Here is a 16,443-nt window from a genome sequence, read left to right as displayed (position 1 = left end):
GGCCCTTCCGAGGCCCTCGCGCTCTTCCGGGGCCGTCGTCGTCAGGCTCAGTACTTGCGGACGGTGGCGGCCTCGGCCAGTGCCAGCAGGGCCGTCCGGGCCTGCCCGTCCGCCAGCGGGGCCGCGTCCAGCGCCCCCAGCGACTGGCGCAGCAGCTCGTCGATCCGCCGCTCCACCCGCTCCGGGGCCCCGCTGCGGGCCACCAGCTCGCGCAGCCCGGCGACCTCGGCGGGCGTCAGGTCGGGTGCGCCCAGCCGCTCGTCCAGCCGGCGCGCCTCGTCGGCCGGCAGCCCCCGCATGGCGTGCGCGACCAGCAGCGTCCGCTTGCCCTCGCGCAGGTCGTCGCCGGCCGGCTTGCCGGTGACCGCCGGGTCGCCGAACACACCGAGCAGGTCGTCCCGCAGCTGGAACGCCTCGCCCAGCGGCAGGCCGAACGCCCCGTAGGCCTCCACCAGCCGGGGCTCGGCGCCCGCGAGCAGCGCGCCGACCTGGAGCGGCCGCTCGATCGTGTACTTGGCCGACTTGTAGTGCAGGACGGTCTGCGCCCGCTCCAGCGCGCCGCCGTCGGTGGAGTCCCCGGCGACCGGCTCCAGCACGTCCAGGTACTGGCCGACCATGACCTCGGTGCGCATCAGGTCGAACATCGGCTTGGCGGCCAGCACCGCCTCCGGGTCCAGGCCGGAGTTCAGGAACAGTTCGTCGCACCAGATCAGCAGCAGGTCGCCGAGCAGCACCGCGGCCGAGGCGCCGTACTGCTCGCGGTCGCCGCGCCACCCCCGGGCGCGGTGCAGCGCCTCGAAGCGGCGGTGCACGGAGGGCAGGCCGCGCCGGGTGTCGCTGCGGTCCATGAGGTCGTCGTGGACCAGCGCGCTGGCCTGAAGCAGCTCCAGCGCCGCCGCCGCCCGGGTGATCCCCTCGCCCCTCGCCGGGCCGCCGGCGCCGCGCCAGCCCCAGTAGCAGAAGGCCGGGCGGAGCCGCTTGCCGCCGTCCAGCAGGAAGTCCCGCAGCGCGTCGGTGACCGGGTCCAGCTGCGGGGAGACCTTGCTGAGCAGGGCCGACTGGCCGTCCATGAAGCCGACGAGGGCGGCGTTGACGCGCTCGCGCACGTCCTCCATGTCAATGGGGTTGGCCGGCCGCGGGCTGGACGAGGTCACGATGGGGCTCCGGAGGTAGCTGTGGTGCAGCAAGGGTATCCGGGGCGGAGGAGAACAGCCGTACGGGCGAGTTCCGGCCGGACGGGTGAAGCGCTGTTCACACGGGTGTCGCACCCGCCCCCGGTGCCGTCCGTCCGGGGTTCGCCCCCCGTCCATCCAATGTCTCAAAACATGGGACGGAGTTGTCCGTGCCCTTCCGCCGACGGCTAACCTGCCACCATGGCACTCGGTATCGCTTCGACCAGACCGGACCGCGCACAGACCGTCCGCGACCTGCTGGCGGCGGGCAAGCGGTCCTTCTCCTTCGAGTTCATGCCGCCCCGCACCGAGGTCGGCGAGCAGAAGCTCTGGGACGCCATCCGGCGGCTCGAACCGCTCGACCCCAACTTCGTCTGCATGACCTACGGCGCCGGCGGCTCCTCGCGGGAGCGCACGGTGAACATGGTCGGCCGGATCGCCACCGAGACCACGCTCACCCCGGTCGCCCACCTGACCGCCGTCGACCACTCGGTCGCGGAGCTGCGCAACATCATCGGCCAGTACGCCGACCAGGGGGTCCGCAACGTCCTCGCGGTGCGCGGCGACCCGCCCGGCGACCCGATGGGCGAGTGGGTCCGCCACCCGGAGGGCGTCACCTACGCCTACGAGCTGGTCGAGCTGATCAAGGGCATCGGCGACTTCTGCGTCGGCGTGGCGGCCTCGCCCAACATGCACCCGCGGTCGACCGACTGGGACGAGGACATCCGGCACTTCGTGGCGAAGATCCGCTCCGGGGCCGACTACGCCATCACCCAGATGTTCTTCGAGGTCGACGACTACCTGCGGCTGCGCGACCGGGTGACGGCCGCCGGCTGCGAGACGCCGATCATCCCGGAGATCATGCCGGTCACCAACGCCCGGCAGCTGGAGCGGTTCCCCCAGCTGAGCGGCGCGCCCTTCCCGGCCGAGCTGGAGGCCGGGCTGCGCGCGGTCATCGACGACCCGGTGGCGCTGCGCGAGATCGGGATGGAGCACGCCACCGCGATGTCCGAGCGGCTGCTCGCCGAGGGTGCCCCCGGCCTGCACTTCATCACCCTGAACCACTCCACCGCGACCCTGGAGATCTACCAGAACCTCGGTCTGCACCAGCGCTGAGCTGCGCGCTTCCCACCCTTCGGGACGCCCTTCCCGGTACGCCCGACGGGTGGGAACGCGATGCGGTACCCGGGCCGTTGAACGGGTACAGTCGCGGCACACGCGCGGCGGGCGCGGGCACGCGACTGGAGGTAGCGGGCGGGATGGGGATCGGGTACCTGCTGCTGTACGCCGCGTTGGCGGTGGTCGCGCTCTGGCTGGTGGCCGAGCTGCTGTTCCAGAACCGTGCCCCGCTGCACTGGCGCGGCCTCGCCCTGGTCGGCTTCCTCGCGGTGGCCGGCGGCATGGCGATGGGCTCGGTCCCGGTGATCGGCGGCGGCGCCGCGATGTTCGCGGTGGGCCAGACCTTCGTGACGCTCTCGGTGAAGCGCGGGTACGCGGCCGGCTGGTCGCTGCGCCGCGCGGACGGGAGCCTGCCCGGGCCGCTCGCCAAGGTGCCGCTGCTCGGCGCGCTCACCGGCGGCGGCGCGGTCGCCGCCGCGACCGTGGTCGCGGCGGAGCGGGTCGGCGAGGTCGGCGCCGTCGAGGAGGCCCGGCCGGCCGCGGACAGCGCGCCCCGGCTGCCGGAGGAGGTGCCCGTCGAGCAGACCGCCGCCTTCGAGATGCAGGAGCTGGCCGCCGACGGGGTCTACGCCGCCGCCTACTACGAGCAGCAGCAGACCGAGGTGCTCCATGCGGTCGAGACCGCCCAGGCGCTGTCGCAGCAGTCCCAGCAGCCCCAGCAGGACGCCTACGCGGAGGCCTACCAGGGCGGCTACGACCCGGCGCTGCAGCAGCTCCAGCAGCAGGCCGGCCAGTACGGCTACGACCAGCAGCAACAGCAGCAGTGGCAGGCCCAGCAGCAGCCGGTGTTCGGCTACGACCAGGGCTACGGCGGCTACCAGCAGCAGGACCCGTACGGCGGTTACCAGCAGCAGCCGGACCCCTACGCGGCCTACCAGCAGCCCCAGCCGCACGAGCAGCAGCACGATCCGCTGAACGACCCGCAGCACAGCGGCCAGTACGGCTACGACCAGCAGCAACAGCAGCAGTGGCAGGCCCAGCAGCAGCCCGACCAGCAGCACACCACCGGCATCCCGCAGCAGCCGCAGCCGCAGTACGACCAGTACGGCTACCAGCAGCAGCCCACCTGGCAGCAGCACCAGGGCTGAGCCCGGGCGGCCGGGCTCAGGCGGGGCTCAGGCGGGGCGCCGGGTGGGGCTCAGGCCGGGCCGATGAGGTTGGCCACGATGCAGGCGGACATGCCGACCCGGGCCAGCCCGCCGCCGGGGTGGGCGGCGCCGCCGGTGAGGTAGAGGCCGGGGTAGTCCTCGTTCGGAGCCTGGAGCAGGTCGCCGTCGAGGCCCGCCAGGGCCGGCGGCGGGACGGAGCCGAAGAAGGAGCCGGTCTCGCGCTCGGTGTGCTCGGGCGTGCGGACCACCCGCCAGAGCATCCGCTCGCGCAGCCCCAGACCCGCCGCGTCGACCTGGTCGAGCATCCGGTCGGCGAAGGCCTCCGGGACGCCGGGCATGCCCCAGTCGAGGTCCAGCGACGGAGTGGTCGCGGTCAGCACCACGGCCTCGTGCCCCGCCGGGTGCAGCGAGGGGTCGTCCGGCCGCAGCACCTGGACGGTCGGCCGGTCGCCCATCGGCGTTCCGGTGTCGAACAGCCCCGCCAGCTCGGTGGCCGGGTCGGGGGAGTGCACGACCGTGCGGTGCGGGGTGCCTTCCGGGCGTTCGCCGCGCAGCGCCAGCAGCACCACGACCCGCCCGGGCACGCAGTGCAGCCGGGAGGCCGATTCGGGCCAGTCGTCCGAGCTCTCGGCCGGGCCCATCCACTGGGTGTGCAGCACCCGCGCGTCGATCGAGGAGACCACCAGGTCGGCGTCGATCCGGTCGCCCTTGGTCTGCACACCGGTCACCCGGCCGTCCTCGACGACCACCCGGGCGACCGGCGTCCCGAACCGGAACTCCACCTTGCGCTGCTCGCAGCGGCGGAAGAAGGCGTCGGCCAGGGCGCGCAGGCCGCCCTCGACGTACCAGACGCCGAAGGACTGCTCCATGTACGGCAGCACGGTGGCCCCGGCGGGGGCGGTGCGCGGATCGAGGCCGAACCGCAGCGCGTGCTCGTGCAGCAGGGCGGTCAGCCCGGGGTGTCCGCCGAGCTCCTCCGCGGCGACGTCGGCGAGCGTCCACCGGCGCGGGGCGCGCCGCCGGCCGAACAGGCCGCGCCGGGCCGGGGCCGCGCCCGGCACCGGGTACGGGTCGGTGTGCAGCGGCGTGGGGTCGGCCGGCAGCGGCTCCTCCAGCAGCGGGCGGCGGGTGGCCTCCCAGACCGTGCGGCCGTGGTTGAGCACGGCGGCCCACCGCTCCCCGGTGCCGGGGCCGAAGGCCTCGTCCAGGGCCCGGACCACCCCGCCCCGGGAGGCGTTGGGGAGGGACACCGCGGTGCCGTCGGGGAAGAGGTGGCGGCTCTCCGGATCGACCGGGCGCAGCCGCACCAGCTCCTCCAGCGGCTCGCGCCCGGTCTTCAGCGCGAGGTCGCGGTAGACGGCGGGCAGGGTGAGCAGGCCGGGGCCGGTGTCGAAGGCGAAGCCGTCCCGCTCGTAGCGGCCGACCATGCCGCCGTAGGTGTCCCGTGCCTCGCAGACCGTCACCTTGTGTCCGAGGGTCGCCAGCCGCGAGGCCGCCGCGAGTCCGCTCATACCTGCGCCGATGATGACGATCCGTGCCATGGCTCGATCCTAGGTCCGGTAGGGAGCCTCCTCCGCCACCGGGCGTCCGGCGGCGGCGCGGGCGGTGCGGCGTTCGCGGCGGCGGGCGCGGAAGGCGCGGATCCGGTTGATCGCGAACCACACCAGCAGGATGCCGACCAGCAGCAGTACGGCGGAGATCGAGGCGGCCAGCCAGGGGTGGAAGATCGCCAGGGTGACCAGCCCGGCCACCGAGATGTCCTCGGCCAGCGAGACCACGATGTTGCTGGCCGGCTCCGGCGAGGTGTTCACCGCCATCCGCAGCGAGGCCTTCACCAGATGGCTGACCAGCGCCGTGGTGCCGCCCATCGCGCCCGCCGCGACCTCGCCCAGCGAGCCCGGGTCGGTGGTGGCGGCGGCGATCAGGGCGCCGACGGTGGCGCCGGCGATCGGGCGGATCACGGTGTGGACGGCGTCCCAGACGGTGTCCACGTAGGGGATCTTGTCGGCCACCGCCTCCAGCAGGAAGAGCACGGCGGCCGCGATCAGCACATCGGTGCGCTCCAGGGCCGGCGGCACCGAGTCGGCCCCGCCGAACCGGCCCAGCAGGCCGAGCAGCAGGACCACCGCGTACGCGTTGATCCCGCTCGCCAGTCCGCTGGTGAAGATCAGCGGGACGATCGTCATCGGTTCCCCGTCCGTTTCCTGCTCGCGACCCGGTCCGGTGTTCGGTCCGGCCTCGCCGTACCGTACCGGGACGCCGCCGCCGGGGCCCGCGGTTCCCGCCCCCGCCGGTCTGAGTACGGATACTCAGACCGGCGATTGAGTACCTGCACGGATGCCCCGCGACCTGCGAAGACGTCACAGTGGTGGCACCGGGACGGCGGCGCGTCGGGCGCCTGCGGCCCGAGGGGCGGACGATCGGCGTCCGGCGGTCACGGGGGACCGGCGGAAGCGCGTCGAGGGGGTGTCCGCCCCGGAGCCGGTCGGAGACCGCGCACCGCCGGCACGGGGCGGCGGAGCGGGTCAGGGGGGACCGGCACCTCCGGGGGGACCGGGAGTTCCGAAGCGCCGTCCGTGGGGGACGGCGCTTCGGCGACCGGCGGGGGCGACCGGACCGCTCCCGGGGCGAGTCGCCGCCGGACCGCACTGCCAGGAGGCCGAGTCGCCCCGGGCCTATGTGACAGCGGGCCTATGTGACAGCGGGCCGATTTGACAGCGGGCCGAATTGTCAGTGGTGCCGTTCACGATGGAGGAGCACGGACCACCCGGTCCGCGCGCTGCCTCGGAACGGGGGAGACCATGACCATCAGTCACCCTGAGCACGTCACCGCCCGCCTCCACTCCGCCGCCTACCGACCGGGGGCCGCGCCGCGCGCCTCCGCCCACCGTCCGGCCGCCGACACCGGGGCCGACCCGGTGCTGCGCCGCCTCGCCGCCCCGCCCGCCGCACTCGACCTGCTGGCCGAGGCCCACCGCACCCTCGACCGCGCCCGCTCCCTGCCGGACCCGCTGGAGCGGTACGCCGCCGCGCACCTCGCGGCGCTGCGCACGGTGGCGGCGGTGCTCGCCGTGCGCGGCCGCCCGGAGAAGAGCGAACGCCGCCGCCGGGCGATCCGCAGCGCCTGGGAGGTCCTGCCCGAGGTGGCGCCCGAGCTCGCCGAGTGGGCGCCGTACTTCGCCGCGGGCGCGCGCCGCAGGGCGGCCGCCGAGGCGGGCATCAAGGGGGCCGCCTCGGCCCGTGACGCCGACGACCTGATCCGCAACTCCGCCCTGTTCCTCCGGCTGGTCGAGCGCCTGCTCGGCCTGCGGGCCGCCCCGCCCGCCCCGCGGCTGCCGCTGGACGGCGCGGGCGGGGAGAACGGGGCGGACGCCGACACCCGGGAGGCCGGTTGACCGGGGGCGGGGCCGCTCGGAGCGGGGCGGGGGACAGGGGAGGGGGAGCGGTCGGTCTAAGGTTGGGGACAACCTGATCGACCCTGCACGTGCCAAGGAGCCTCGCCTTGTACCCGACGCGTCCCCGCAGCGCCCTGCGTACCGCCGTGGTGTGGGAGGTGGTGCGGGCCGCCCTGGAGAAGCGGGTGGCCGAGCTGGACCAGCCGGTCCTCGACGTGGTCGACACCGGTGGCGGCACCGGCAACTTCGCCGTGCCGGTGGCCCGGCTGGGCCACCGCGTCACCGTGGTCGACCCGAGTCCGGACGCGCTGTTCGCCCTGGAGCGCCGGGCCGCCGAGGCCGGCGTGACCGATCTGGTCCGCGCGGTCCAGGGCGACACCCAGACGCTCCCCGAGCTGGTTCCGCCGGGCACCGTCGACGCGGTGCTCTGCCACGGCGTGCTGGAGGTCGTGGACGACCCGGCGGAGGCGCTCGGCAGCCTGGCCGGCACCCTGCGCCGGGGCGGCTTCGTCAGCCTGCTGGCCGCCAACCGCAACGGCGCGGTGCTGGCCCGGGCGCTCGGCGGCCACTTCGCCGAGGCCCGCGCGGTGCTGGGCGCCGCCGACGGCCGCTGGGGCGAGCAGGACCCGATGCCGCGCCGCTTCACCGGTGAGGAACTGGACCGGCTGGCGGTCGGGGCCGGCCTGCGGGTCGAGTCGGTGCACGGCGTCCGGGTCTTCGCCGACCTCGTCCCGGGCGTCCTGGTGGACACCGAGCCCGGCGCGATGGAGGCGCTGCTGAAGCTGGAGGAGGCCGCCGCCGGGCAGCCGGCCTTCCACGCCGTGGCGACCCAGCTCCACCTGCTGGCCACCCTGGGCTGACCGGGCGGACCGCCGCCGTTCGCCGACGGAACTCCCACCGTTCGCCGACGGACCGACGGCGCGTCCCCCGCTCGTTTCCCCGCCTTCTCCTCGGGATCTCCCCAGGTCCGGACCGATTCCATCGGATCGGGCACTAGTCCGGCCGCCGCCGCGTTGAGTGTGGTGCGGCGAGGAGCCGCCGAAGTGGCCGGGCCCACGCGTGGTCGACCACTCCGTCGCGAGCCCGTGGACCGTATGATCTGGGTAAAGCCGGAAAGCATGACCGCCGGATGCTCGGGGCATATGGACGACACGGGCCCGGGCCCCCGCACAGGCGTCCGACCGCGTGTTCTGAAGGCTGATTGGACTTGCCACCCCGACCGGGGCGGCGGACCGGTCGCACCCGCGACCGACGAGTAGGAGGACTCCGTGCCGCTCTCGGAGCACGAGCAGCGACTGCTCGACCAGATGGAGCGAGCGCTGTACGCCGAAGATCCCAAATTCGCTACGGCGCTCGAGGGAACCGGTCTGCGCACCTACACCCGTCGACGGGTCTATCTCGCCGTCGGCGGCTTCGTGGTCGGTATCGGCCTGTTGATGGGCGGCATGGTCGTACCCAATCAGATCTGGGTCAGTGTGGTCGGCTTCCTGGTGATGCTCGGGTGCGCCGTCTTCGCCGTGACGGGCTGGCGCCGCGGTCCCGCCGGGCAGGCGCAGCAAGCCGGTCCGGCCGCCGCGCCGCGCCGCAAGGCGGGGATGATGGACCGGGTCGAGCAGCGCTGGCAGCGCCGGCGCGACGAGCAGACCGGTGGCGGATTCTGAGACCTGAGGTCCCTACCGCCGCCGGTACGGACGCGAAGAGGGCGGGCAGTCGACCGACTGCCCGCCCTCTTCGTATCCGCGTCCGGGGTCAGGACGCCGGGCCGCCGCGGCCGCCCCGGCCGGGGCGGCGGGCGGTCAGCCGGCGGACCGGCCCGGTGACCGCGCCGGCCACCCGGGCGAGCAGGCCGCCGACCGCGAGCCGGGCCGTCAGCAGGGCTTCCGAGATCCGCCACCGCAACTGCGCGGAGGAGGCCGGCAGCAGCAGGGCCCGGATCCGACCGCGCCGTCCGGCGTGCGCCCGCAGGCCTTCCCTGGCGGTCCTGACGTCGGCCGCGAGCGGGTCCCCGACCTCCGCGGAACGGGCGTAGAGCACCCGTTCGGTGGCCAGTGCCACCCGGCCGGCGGCCGCCGTCGCGCCTTCGTCCAGCTCGGCGGCCTCGGCGATCCGGCGGGCGGCGGCGCGCGGGGTGCGCGAGTCGTCCGGCGGGATGCCGAGGTCCCAGGCGGAGTCGATCAGTTCGTCCCAGGCGGCCAGCACCTGCGCGTCGGTGAGCGGGACCGCTCCCGGCCCGCCGGGGCGCCGCCGCCCGCTCCCGCCCAGCCGGCGCCGGCGCAGCCGGGCCCGCCAGACCATCGGGGTGAGCAGCAGGAGCAGCACCAGCGCGACCGCGGCCAGGCCGGTCAGGACCTTCCCGGAGAGCAGCCAGGACTCCTCGCCGGCGGCCCCGGCGCTCTCGGGCCGCTCACCGCAGTCCCCGGTCCGGCGCAGCTTCGCGTCGCAGTCCGGGTTGGCGGACGGCAGCTGGACCGGCGCGCTGGCCTGCGGCTCGACGGTCGGCTGGGTGGTCGGCTGGGTAGTCGGGGAGGAGACCGGGTCCGAGTAGTCGGGCTGGACGCCGCGGGTCGGGGTGGGCTCGAAGCGCAGCCAGCCGTAGCCCTCGAAGTACAGCTCGGGCCAGGCGTGGTACATCGCGTCGGTCACCGAGTAGACGTTGCTGCCCTTGGTGTTGCCGGGGGTGAAGCCGAGCGCGACCCGGGCCGGGACGCCCAGGATGCGGGCCATCACGGCCATGGTGGACGCGAAGTGGACGCAGAAGCCGCGGCGGCGCTCCAGGAAGTCCTTCATCGCGTCGCTGCCGCTGTCGGTCCTGGTGGTGGCGTCGTAGGTGAACTCGGGGCCGGTGAACCAGTCGCGCAGGGCGACCGCCTTGTCGTACCCGGTCTTCGCCTTCCCGGTGACCCGCAGGGCGGTGTCCCGGACCACCGGCGGCAGGTCGCGCGGCACCACGAGGTACTGGTCGCGGATCCGCTCGGGCGGGGTCGGCACGGTGCGCAGGACGGTCGCGGTCGGCCGGACGTCCAGGGCGTTGACGGTGTAGTTGAGGCCCTTGATCGCCTTCTCCCTGGCCGGCAGGAGGCTGGAGGTGACCGGGTCGAGCTGCCAGGCGGAGTTGTCGCGGAGGGTGACGCCGACCGCCGGGTAGGGCATCGGCAGCCAGGCGTCCTCCAGCTGGGAGCCGATCCGGACCTCGGCCTTCAGCTGCTCGGCCAGGTCGGCGCTGCGCAGCCCCTCGGGGGCGGGGAAGGTGCCGGCGAACGGCACCGTGGCGCCCGAGCTGCGCTTCCAGCCGACGCCGTCGAAGGCGTCCAGCGAACCGGTGCGCAGATAGGTGGAGTCGGCGGCCGGGCTGTCGGACTTGTAGCTGAACAGTTCGATGTTGCGCGGCTTGGGGATCGCGCCGGTCAGGGTGATCAGCGGGTCCAGGCTGCTGACCGCGCCGCCGGTGCTGGCACCGGTGCCGCTGCCGCTGTGCACCAGGCCGGAGTCCCAGCGCGGCAGGAACACCGGCAGCAGCAGGGCGAGCGCCAGCGCCAGGACGCCGACCTGCTGGCCGCTCCGGCCGAGCGTGCCGCTCCCTTCGCCGTCCCGCTCGGAGCCGCGGAAGATCCGGCCCCAGCGGGAGACCCGGTCCTGGCCCTCGGCGAAGAGCAGTACCAGGTAGCCGGCGGCGGCGGTGGCGAACCAGAGCCAGTTGCCGTCGTCCCCGGCCAGGCCGTTGCCGATCGAGTAGAGCGCGAGCAGCGGCAGCCCGGCCAGGGCCGAGCGACGGTAGGTGACCGCGACGGTGTCCACCACGACGGCGATCAGACCGACCGAGCCGACCAGGATGAGCCGCAGCCCGGGGCTGGGCGGGGCGGGGATGGCGTAGTCACGGACGTCGTGGAGCCCCTGGGAGAGGATCCGGCCGAGCAGCCGGACCGACTCGGGGCCGGGCACCAGGCCGCCGAAGACCGCGGCCGAGGAGGCGAAGCCGATCAGCAGCAGCAGGAACAGGGCCAGCAACTGGCCGGCCGGGACGGTCCACCGGTAGAACGGCGTGCGCCGCAGTCCGGCGCCGACCGCCGCGACGACCGCGACCACCAGGAAGGCGTGGGTGATCCAGCCCTTGGTGGTCAGCAGCGGGGTGAGGCAGAGCGCGGCCAGGGCGGTGGCCAGCGCCGAGTACACGGTCAGTTTGGCCCGGGTGGTCACGCGCCGGCCTCTTCTCGGTAGGGGGCGGACGACTCGGGCCGGTCGGCGGCGCGCCAGAGGTCGGGGAGGGAGTCGCCCGCGCGGACGGTCAGCACCGTCCAGCCGGCCTCGCGCAGCCGGCGGGCCCGGTCGCGGAACTCCTCGCCGCCGGTGTCGGGGGAGAGCAGGCGCAGGCCCGCCCAGGTGCCGGTGTCGAGCAGGAGGACGACGGCGCCGCCGGTGCGGCCGCGCAGCCGGGCGAGCCGGGCGGTCTGCTCCTCGTCGAGCTCGCCGAGGACGGCCACCAGCAGGCCCTCGCCGCCGGCCCGCAGCGGCTCCTCGGCGCGGGAGAGCCCGGCGCCGTCGGAGAGGTCGACCACCGCGAGCGCGTCCAGGATCACCCCGGAGGTGTCGGCGGCGTTGTGGCCGTTGTCCGCCTGGACCCCGGGGACGGCGTGGCCGGTGTCGGTGAGCAGGCGGGTCTGGTAGCCGCGCTCCAGCAGGTGGACGGAGACCGAGGCGGCGGCGGCGACCGCCCATTCGAAGGAGGAGGCGGGGCCGCTGCCCCGGTGGCCGGTCTCGCGGGTGTCCAGCAGGACGGTGGCGCGGGCCCTGCGGGGCTGCTCCTCGCGCCGGACCATCAGCTCGCCGTAGCGGGCGGTGGACTTCCAGTGCACCCGGCGCAGGTCGTCGCCGGAGCGGTACTCGCGCAGGATGACGTCGTCGTCGCCGGCCAGCGCGAGCGAGCGGGTGTGGCTCTCGCCCTGCCCGGCCCACTCGCCGGTGAGCCGCACGAACGGCAGCGGCAGTACCTGCGGGACGACGGTGAGCACGTCGGAGGCGGCGAAGGAACGGTTCAGCTCGCACATCCCGAACGGGTCGGAGAGCCGCAGTTGGAGCGGGCCGAGCGGGTAGCGGCCGCGCAGGTCGGAGCGGACCCGGTAGGAGACCTCGCGGTGGCCGCGCGGTTCGACCCGGTCCAGCACGAACCGGGGCCGGGGCCCGAGCACGTACGGGACCTTGTCCTCCAGCAGCAGCAGGCCGGTGGGCACCCGGGAGACGTTGTCCACCCGCAGGTGCACCCGGGCCTCCTGGCCGGCCACCGAGCGGTGCGGGCTGAGCCGGCGTCCGCTGGCGACCCGGTAGCGGGTGTTGGCCAGCAGCAGCGCGGCGGCCAGCGGCAGCGCGGCGAGCAGGACCCCCACGCGCAGCAGCGCGTCCTGGCCGAGCAGGTAGGAGCAGACCACCGCGGTCAGTCCGGCGGCGAGGAAGGAGCGCCCCCGGGTGGTGAGGCCGCGCAGGCCGGCGCGCAGGCCCGACGGTTCGTCGGACGGGCCCACCTCAGCCCCTCCGGACGGCCGGGCCGCCCTGCGGGCGCGGCAGCGGCAGACGGGCGACCAGGTCGGTGACGATCTGCTCGGAGGTGCGGCGGCTGAGCTGGGTCTCGGCGGTCGGCATCAGCCGGTGGGCGAGCACCGGCACGGCGAGGCGCTGGATGTCGTCCGGGGTGACGTAGTCGCGCCCGTCCAGGGCGGCGGCGGCGCGGGCGGCCCGGACCAGGTGCAGGGTGGCCCGGGGGGAGGCGCCGAGGCGCAGCTCGTGGCTGGTGCGGGTGGCGGCGACCAGGTCGACGGCGTAGCGGCGGACCGGGTCGGCGACGTGCACGGTGCGGACGAGGTCGATCAGCTTGAGGATGTCGGCGGCGTGGGCGACCGGCTGGAGGTCGTCCAGCGGGCTGGCGCCGGCGTGCACGTCGAGCATCGCGAACTCGGCCTCGGCGCTGGGGTAGCCCATCGAGATCCGGGCCATGAAGCGGTCCCGCTGGGCCTCCGGGAGGGGGTAGGTGCCCTCCATCTCCACCGGGTTCTGGGTGGCGACCACCATGAAGGGGGACGGCAGCTGGTAGCTGGTGCCGTCGATGGTGACCTGGCGCTCCTCCATCGACTCCAGCAGCGCGGACTGGGTCTTCGGCGAGGCGCGGTTGATCTCGTCGCCGACCACGATCTGGGCGAAGATCGCGCCGGGGCGGAACTCGAAGTCCCGCTGCTGCTGGTCGAAGATGTTGGTGCCGGTGACGTCCGAGGGCAGCAGGTCCGGGGTGAACTGGATCCGTCGCACGGTGCAGTCGACCGAGCGGGCGAGTGCCTTGGCCAGCATGGTCTTGCCGACGCCGGGCACGTCCTCCAGCAGCAGGTGGCCCTCGGCGAGCAGGACGGTCAGGGCGATCCGGACGGCCTCCGGCTTGCCCTCGATCACGCTCTCGATGTTGGCGCGGATCCGGTCGACGACGGCGGCGAGTTCCGGCAGACCGACGGGGCGGTGCTCCGCCGCCTCCCGGTCGCCTCCCGCACGACCGTTGAGATCGGCCTGATCGCTGTAGCTCGTCACCCGTACGCTCCCTGGCACACCAATGACCGGCTCCGTCCGAGCCCGGCCCCCACCCCATGCTGGACGCGGCCCCTCCGGTCGCGGTTCCGTGTCGGGGAGCCGGTGCCGGGGTACGGCCTGCGGCAGGCCTCCCCAGGTGGTTCGGGGTCAGACCGGCAGGCGCATTCTCCCCTGCGGGGCGGAGGAAGTCACCCTGTTCCTGTGCGCCCGCCTCCGGGAGGGCTGCCCGCGCGTCCCCCGGGTGCCGGGCCGGGGGGTGTCCGGCGGCCCGGACGCCGTCGGCCGGGCCGGTCGGACGGGCGGGGGTCAGTCGATCTCGCGCAGCAGACCGGTGTGGACGTCGAACACGAAGCCGCGCACGTCGTCGGTGTGCAGCAGGAACGGGGAGGTGCGGACCCGCTGCATGGACTGCCGGACGTCGCCGTCGAGGTCCACGAAGGACTCGACCGCCCACTGCGGGCGCTGGCCGACCTCCAGCTCCAGCTCGCGCCGGAAGTCCTCGGTGAGGCCGAGCAGGCCGCAGCCGGTGTGGTGGATCAGCGCGACCGAGCGGGTGCCGAGGGCGCGCTGACTGATGGTGAGGGAGCGGATGGTGTCGTCCGTGACCACGCCGCCCGCGTTGCGGATGACGTGGGCGTCGCCGAGTTCGAGGCCGAGGGCGGCGAACAGGTCGAGGCGGGCGTCCATGCAGGCCACCACGGCGATCTTCTGCACCGGGCGGGCGTCCATGCCGCCGTCCCGGAAGGTCACCGCGTAGTCGCGGTTGGAGGCGACGAAGCGGTCGATGATGGTCGGGGTGGCGGAATCGGCAGCGGCGGTCGGCGTGGGCCGGTCGGGGGTCACTGTCATGGTGAAGACGTTAGTGCGATTTACCCGGTCGTGGTGGGGCTGATTGCTACAGAGCGGGTGCCTGTGACCGAGGGCATGTCCACAACGCCGTCCGCCGGGGTGCGCGCCGTCCGTCCGGTCGCGCCCGGGTGGCTGGCATGTGCCACGAGCACCCTCGCGACCTGCGGTGATCCGTACCGCCGCCCGGGTGGTGCGCCGGAGCGGACCATTGACTGGAGGGGCGCGCGCGATAGAGTTGCGGCGCAGTGGAGCACACCCGCCGAGGCCCGTCAACCGGGCCTTTCCGGCCGTGCGCGACCGACGCGGCCCGCGGCCTCCACCCGCTCCCCGTACCACCTGGCGCACCTTCCCCGGCGCCGGGCGGGCACGGCCTTCCCCAGGAGCGGGCGGGGACCACGGGCCGCGCGGCCCGGCCCGTGCGACGGCTCCACCTCCCGGTGGGACAGAATGGGCGGGGCTCCCCGGACGTCGGGCGGCTTTCGCACCGAGGAAGGGCGCCACAGCGCATGAGCACCAACGATCCGGGTCCCAAGCACGTCCCGGTGATGCTGCAGCGGTGCATGGACGCCCTGGCCCCGGCGATCTCCCGGCCCGGAGCGGTGGTGGTGGACGCCACCCTCGGCCTCGGCGGCCACAGCGAGGCACTGCTCACCCAGTTCCCGGACGTCCGGCTGGTCGCGGTGGACCGCGACACCGCCGCGCTCAAGCTCTCCGGCGAGCGGCTGGCCCCCTTCGGCGACCGGGCCACCCTGGTGCACGCGGTCTACGACGAGATCCCCGAGGTGCTGGAGCGCCTGGACATCCCCAGGGTCGACGGCATCCTCTTCGACCTCGGCGTCTCCTCCATGCAGCTCGACGAGGCCGACCGCGGCTTCGCGTACGCGCAGGACGCGCCGCTGGACATGCGGATGGACCAGACCCGGGGGATCAGCGCGGCCGAGGTGCTCAACACCTACAGCCACGGCCAGCTGGCCCGGATCCTCAAGGTCTACGGCGAGGAGCGGTTCGCCGGGAAGATCGCCTCGGTCATCCTCCGCGAGCGCGAGAAGGAACCGTTCACCAACAGCGCGCGTCTGGTCGATCTGGTGCGCAACGCCATCCCGGCCGCCACCCGCCGCACCGGCGGCAACCCGGCCAAGCGGACCTTCCAGGCGCTGCGGATCGAGGTCAACGGCGAGCTGGAGGTCCTGGACCGGGCGATCCCCGGGGCGCTGGACGTGCTGGCGCTCGGCGGACGGATCGTGGTGATGTCCTACCAGTCGCTGGAGGACCGCCTGGTCAAGCAGTACCTGGCGGCGGGCGCGACCAGCACCGCGCCGCCGGGGCTCCCGTTCGTCCCCGAGGAGCACCAGCCCTGGCTGAAGCTCATCACCCGCGGTGCCGAGCAGGCCACCGAGGAGGAGATCGAGGAGAACCGGCGTGCCGCACCCGTGCGGCTGCGGGTGGCGGAGAGGATCAGGGACCGAAGCACCCGGGGCTGACCGGAACCGGGGCGGTCCGAAGGGCGGAGGAAGACGGTGGGGCCGGTGGCCGGAGGCGGGGCGGGGAGCCGGGTGCTCCCCGGGCAGGGCGGCAGGGCGCGGATCACCGTGCGCCCGGGCCGGTCGGTACGGGGGCGGACGCCGTTCGCGGTGCTGGTGGTGCTGCTGCTCGGGGCGGGGCTGCTCGGGCTGCTCGCCCTGAACACCGCGCTCAACGAGGGCTCCTTCGAGCTGTCGCGGCTGAACCGTCAGACCACCGTGCTGACCGACGAGCAGCAGGGGCTCCAGCACCAGATCGACCAGAACTCCGCGCCGGACGCGCTGTCGCGCCGGGCCGTGGAGCTGGGCATGGTGCCGGCCGGCGGGATGGCCTTCCTCGACCTGCCGAACGGCGGCGCGGTGGTCGGCACGCCGAAGCCGGCCCAGGACAGTCCGCCGGTGAAACGGTCCACCGTGGAACCGTGGCCCGGAAAGCAGCCCGCGCCGGGCCAGTCGACGCCCCAGCCGGCCGTCCAGCCGAGTGTCCAGCCCTCCCCGGCGGCGCCGGCCGCCACCGCGGCCCCGTCGGCCGTGCCGGGCGCCGGCGGCGACGTCACCGTGCAGGTCAACCCCGGTCCGGCCAGGCCGGCCCCGGCCGCGGGCGGAGGTGGCGCCCGATGAGCACACCCCGTCAGCCCTCCGGCGGCGGCGCCGGCGG

At 74.7% G+C, this 16,443-nt stretch carries 14 protein-coding genes; 7 read left to right on the top strand and 7 right to left on the bottom strand.

What is annotated here, in order from left to right:
* Window positions 1–47: 47 nt before the first annotated feature.
* A complete protein-coding gene (locus BI06_RS28200; RefSeq protein ID WP_233290309.1) occupies window positions 48–1,154 on the bottom strand; it encodes a polyprenyl synthetase family protein in 1,107 nt (368 codons plus the stop codon).
* A gap of 219 nt (window positions 1,155–1,373) precedes the next feature.
* On the opposite strand from BI06_RS28200, the gene metF reads away from it, so the two are divergent.
* Both metF and BI06_RS28190 read left to right on the top strand, forming a co-directional pair.
* Window positions 1,374–2,288, top strand: a complete 915-nt coding sequence (metF, locus tag BI06_RS28195) for a methylenetetrahydrofolate reductase [NAD(P)H] (protein WP_030391468.1) — start codon at window positions 1,374–1,376, stop codon at window positions 2,286–2,288.
* 143 nt (window positions 2,289–2,431) lie between these two features.
* Entirely contained in the window at window positions 2,432–3,439 is a 1,008-nt protein-coding gene (locus BI06_RS28190) for a hypothetical protein (RefSeq protein WP_043472389.1), read from the top strand.
* A 50-nt stretch (window positions 3,440–3,489) separates the two neighbouring features.
* Here BI06_RS28190 and BI06_RS28185 read toward each other — a convergent pair whose 3' ends face one another.
* Together BI06_RS28185 and BI06_RS28180 are read right to left on the bottom strand one after the other, a co-directional pair.
* Window positions 3,490–5,001: an NAD(P)/FAD-dependent oxidoreductase gene (locus tag BI06_RS28185; protein WP_043472387.1), complete on the bottom strand. Its 1,512-nt coding sequence runs from the start codon at window positions 4,999–5,001 to the stop codon at window positions 3,490–3,492.
* A gap of 9 nt (window positions 5,002–5,010) precedes the next feature.
* Window positions 5,011–5,646, bottom strand: coding sequence for a DUF4126 domain-containing protein (locus BI06_RS28180; protein WP_030391465.1), 636 nt, complete (start codon window positions 5,644–5,646; stop codon window positions 5,011–5,013).
* Between the two features lie 615 nt (window positions 5,647–6,261).
* Between BI06_RS28180 and BI06_RS28175 the strand changes: the two genes are divergently transcribed.
* The 3 genes from BI06_RS28175 to BI06_RS28165 all read left to right on the top strand — a co-directional run bounded on the left by BI06_RS28175 (window position 6,262) and on the right by BI06_RS28165 (window position 8,516).
* Window positions 6,262–6,855, top strand: a complete 594-nt coding sequence (locus tag BI06_RS28175) for an SAV_6107 family HEPN domain-containing protein (protein WP_051742002.1) — start codon at window positions 6,262–6,264, stop codon at window positions 6,853–6,855.
* Window positions 6,856–6,962: 107 nt separating this feature from the next.
* A complete protein-coding gene (locus tag BI06_RS28170) occupies window positions 6,963–7,715 on the top strand; it encodes a methyltransferase domain-containing protein (protein ID WP_030391463.1) in 753 nt (250 codons plus the stop codon).
* Between the two features lie 408 nt (window positions 7,716–8,123).
* Window positions 8,124–8,516 (top strand): DUF3040 domain-containing protein, encoded by a 393-nt coding sequence (locus BI06_RS28165; RefSeq protein ID WP_030391462.1) that lies wholly within the window; start codon window positions 8,124–8,126, stop codon window positions 8,514–8,516.
* 88 nt (window positions 8,517–8,604) lie between these two features.
* On the opposite strand, the gene BI06_RS28160 is transcribed toward BI06_RS28165, so the two are convergent.
* From BI06_RS28160 to BI06_RS28145, 4 genes are all read right to left on the bottom strand, one after another.
* The gene (locus BI06_RS28160) at window positions 8,605–11,049 is read right to left on the bottom strand and encodes a transglutaminase domain-containing protein (protein ID WP_043472381.1); all 2,445 of its coding nucleotides are present in this window, start codon (window positions 11,047–11,049) and stop codon (window positions 8,605–8,607) included.
* Window positions 11,046–12,368, bottom strand: a complete 1,323-nt coding sequence (locus tag BI06_RS28155) for a DUF58 domain-containing protein (RefSeq protein ID WP_043472379.1) — start codon at window positions 12,366–12,368, stop codon at window positions 11,046–11,048. Before BI06_RS28155 ends, BI06_RS28160 begins: the two co-directional genes overlap by 4 nt.
* 1 nt (window position 12,369) lies before the next feature.
* Window positions 12,370–13,335 (bottom strand): MoxR family ATPase, encoded by a 966-nt coding sequence (locus BI06_RS28150; protein WP_037778790.1) that lies wholly within the window; start codon window positions 13,333–13,335, stop codon window positions 12,370–12,372.
* Window positions 13,336–13,722: 387 nt separating this feature from the next.
* Window positions 13,723–14,265 carry a carbonic anhydrase gene (locus BI06_RS28145; RefSeq protein ID WP_030391458.1) on the bottom strand — a complete coding sequence of 181 codons (543 nt, stop codon included), beginning with the start codon at window positions 14,263–14,265 and terminating at the stop codon, window positions 13,723–13,725.
* Between the two features lie 506 nt (window positions 14,266–14,771).
* Here BI06_RS28145 and rsmH point away from each other — a divergent pair.
* Window positions 14,772–15,746 (top strand): 16S rRNA (cytosine(1402)-N(4))-methyltransferase RsmH, encoded by a 975-nt coding sequence (rsmH, locus tag BI06_RS28140; RefSeq protein ID WP_030391457.1) that lies wholly within the window; start codon window positions 14,772–14,774, stop codon window positions 15,744–15,746.
* Window positions 15,747–15,791: 45 nt separating this feature from the next.
* Entirely contained in the window at window positions 15,792–16,406 is a 615-nt protein-coding gene (locus BI06_RS28135) for a hypothetical protein (protein ID WP_063795044.1), read from the top strand.
* The last annotated feature ends 37 nt before the right edge of the window (window positions 16,407–16,443 follow it).

This window comes from Kitasatospora sp. MBT66 (genome assembly GCF_000710405.2).
Lineage (GTDB): Bacteria > Actinomycetota > Actinomycetes > Streptomycetales > Streptomycetaceae > Kitasatospora > Kitasatospora purpeofusca.
This window is presented reverse-complemented; position numbering and strand designations above follow the sequence as displayed.

Excerpts from the sequence above, each read along its gene's own strand:
- metF (WP_030391468.1), top strand. The coding sequence starts at position 1,374 with ATGGCACTCGGTATCGCTTCGACCAGACCGGACCGCGCACAGACCGTC.
- rsmH (WP_030391457.1), top strand. The coding sequence starts at position 14,772 with ATGAGCACCAACGATCCGGGTCCCAAGCACGTCCCGGTGATGCTGCAG.
- BI06_RS28175 (WP_051742002.1), top strand. The coding sequence starts at position 6,262 with ATGACCATCAGTCACCCTGAGCACGTCACCGCCCGCCTCCACTCCGCC.
- BI06_RS28190 (WP_043472389.1), top strand. The coding sequence starts at position 2,432 with ATGGGGATCGGGTACCTGCTGCTGTACGCCGCGTTGGCGGTGGTCGCG.
- BI06_RS28185 (WP_043472387.1), bottom strand. The coding sequence starts at position 5,001 with ATGGCACGGATCGTCATCATCGGCGCAGGTATGAGCGGACTCGCGGCG.
- BI06_RS28180 (WP_030391465.1), bottom strand. The coding sequence starts at position 5,646 with ATGACGATCGTCCCGCTGATCTTCACCAGCGGACTGGCGAGCGGGATC.
- BI06_RS28145 (WP_030391458.1), bottom strand. The coding sequence starts at position 14,265 with ATGACAGTGACCCCCGACCGGCCCACGCCGACCGCCGCTGCCGATTCC.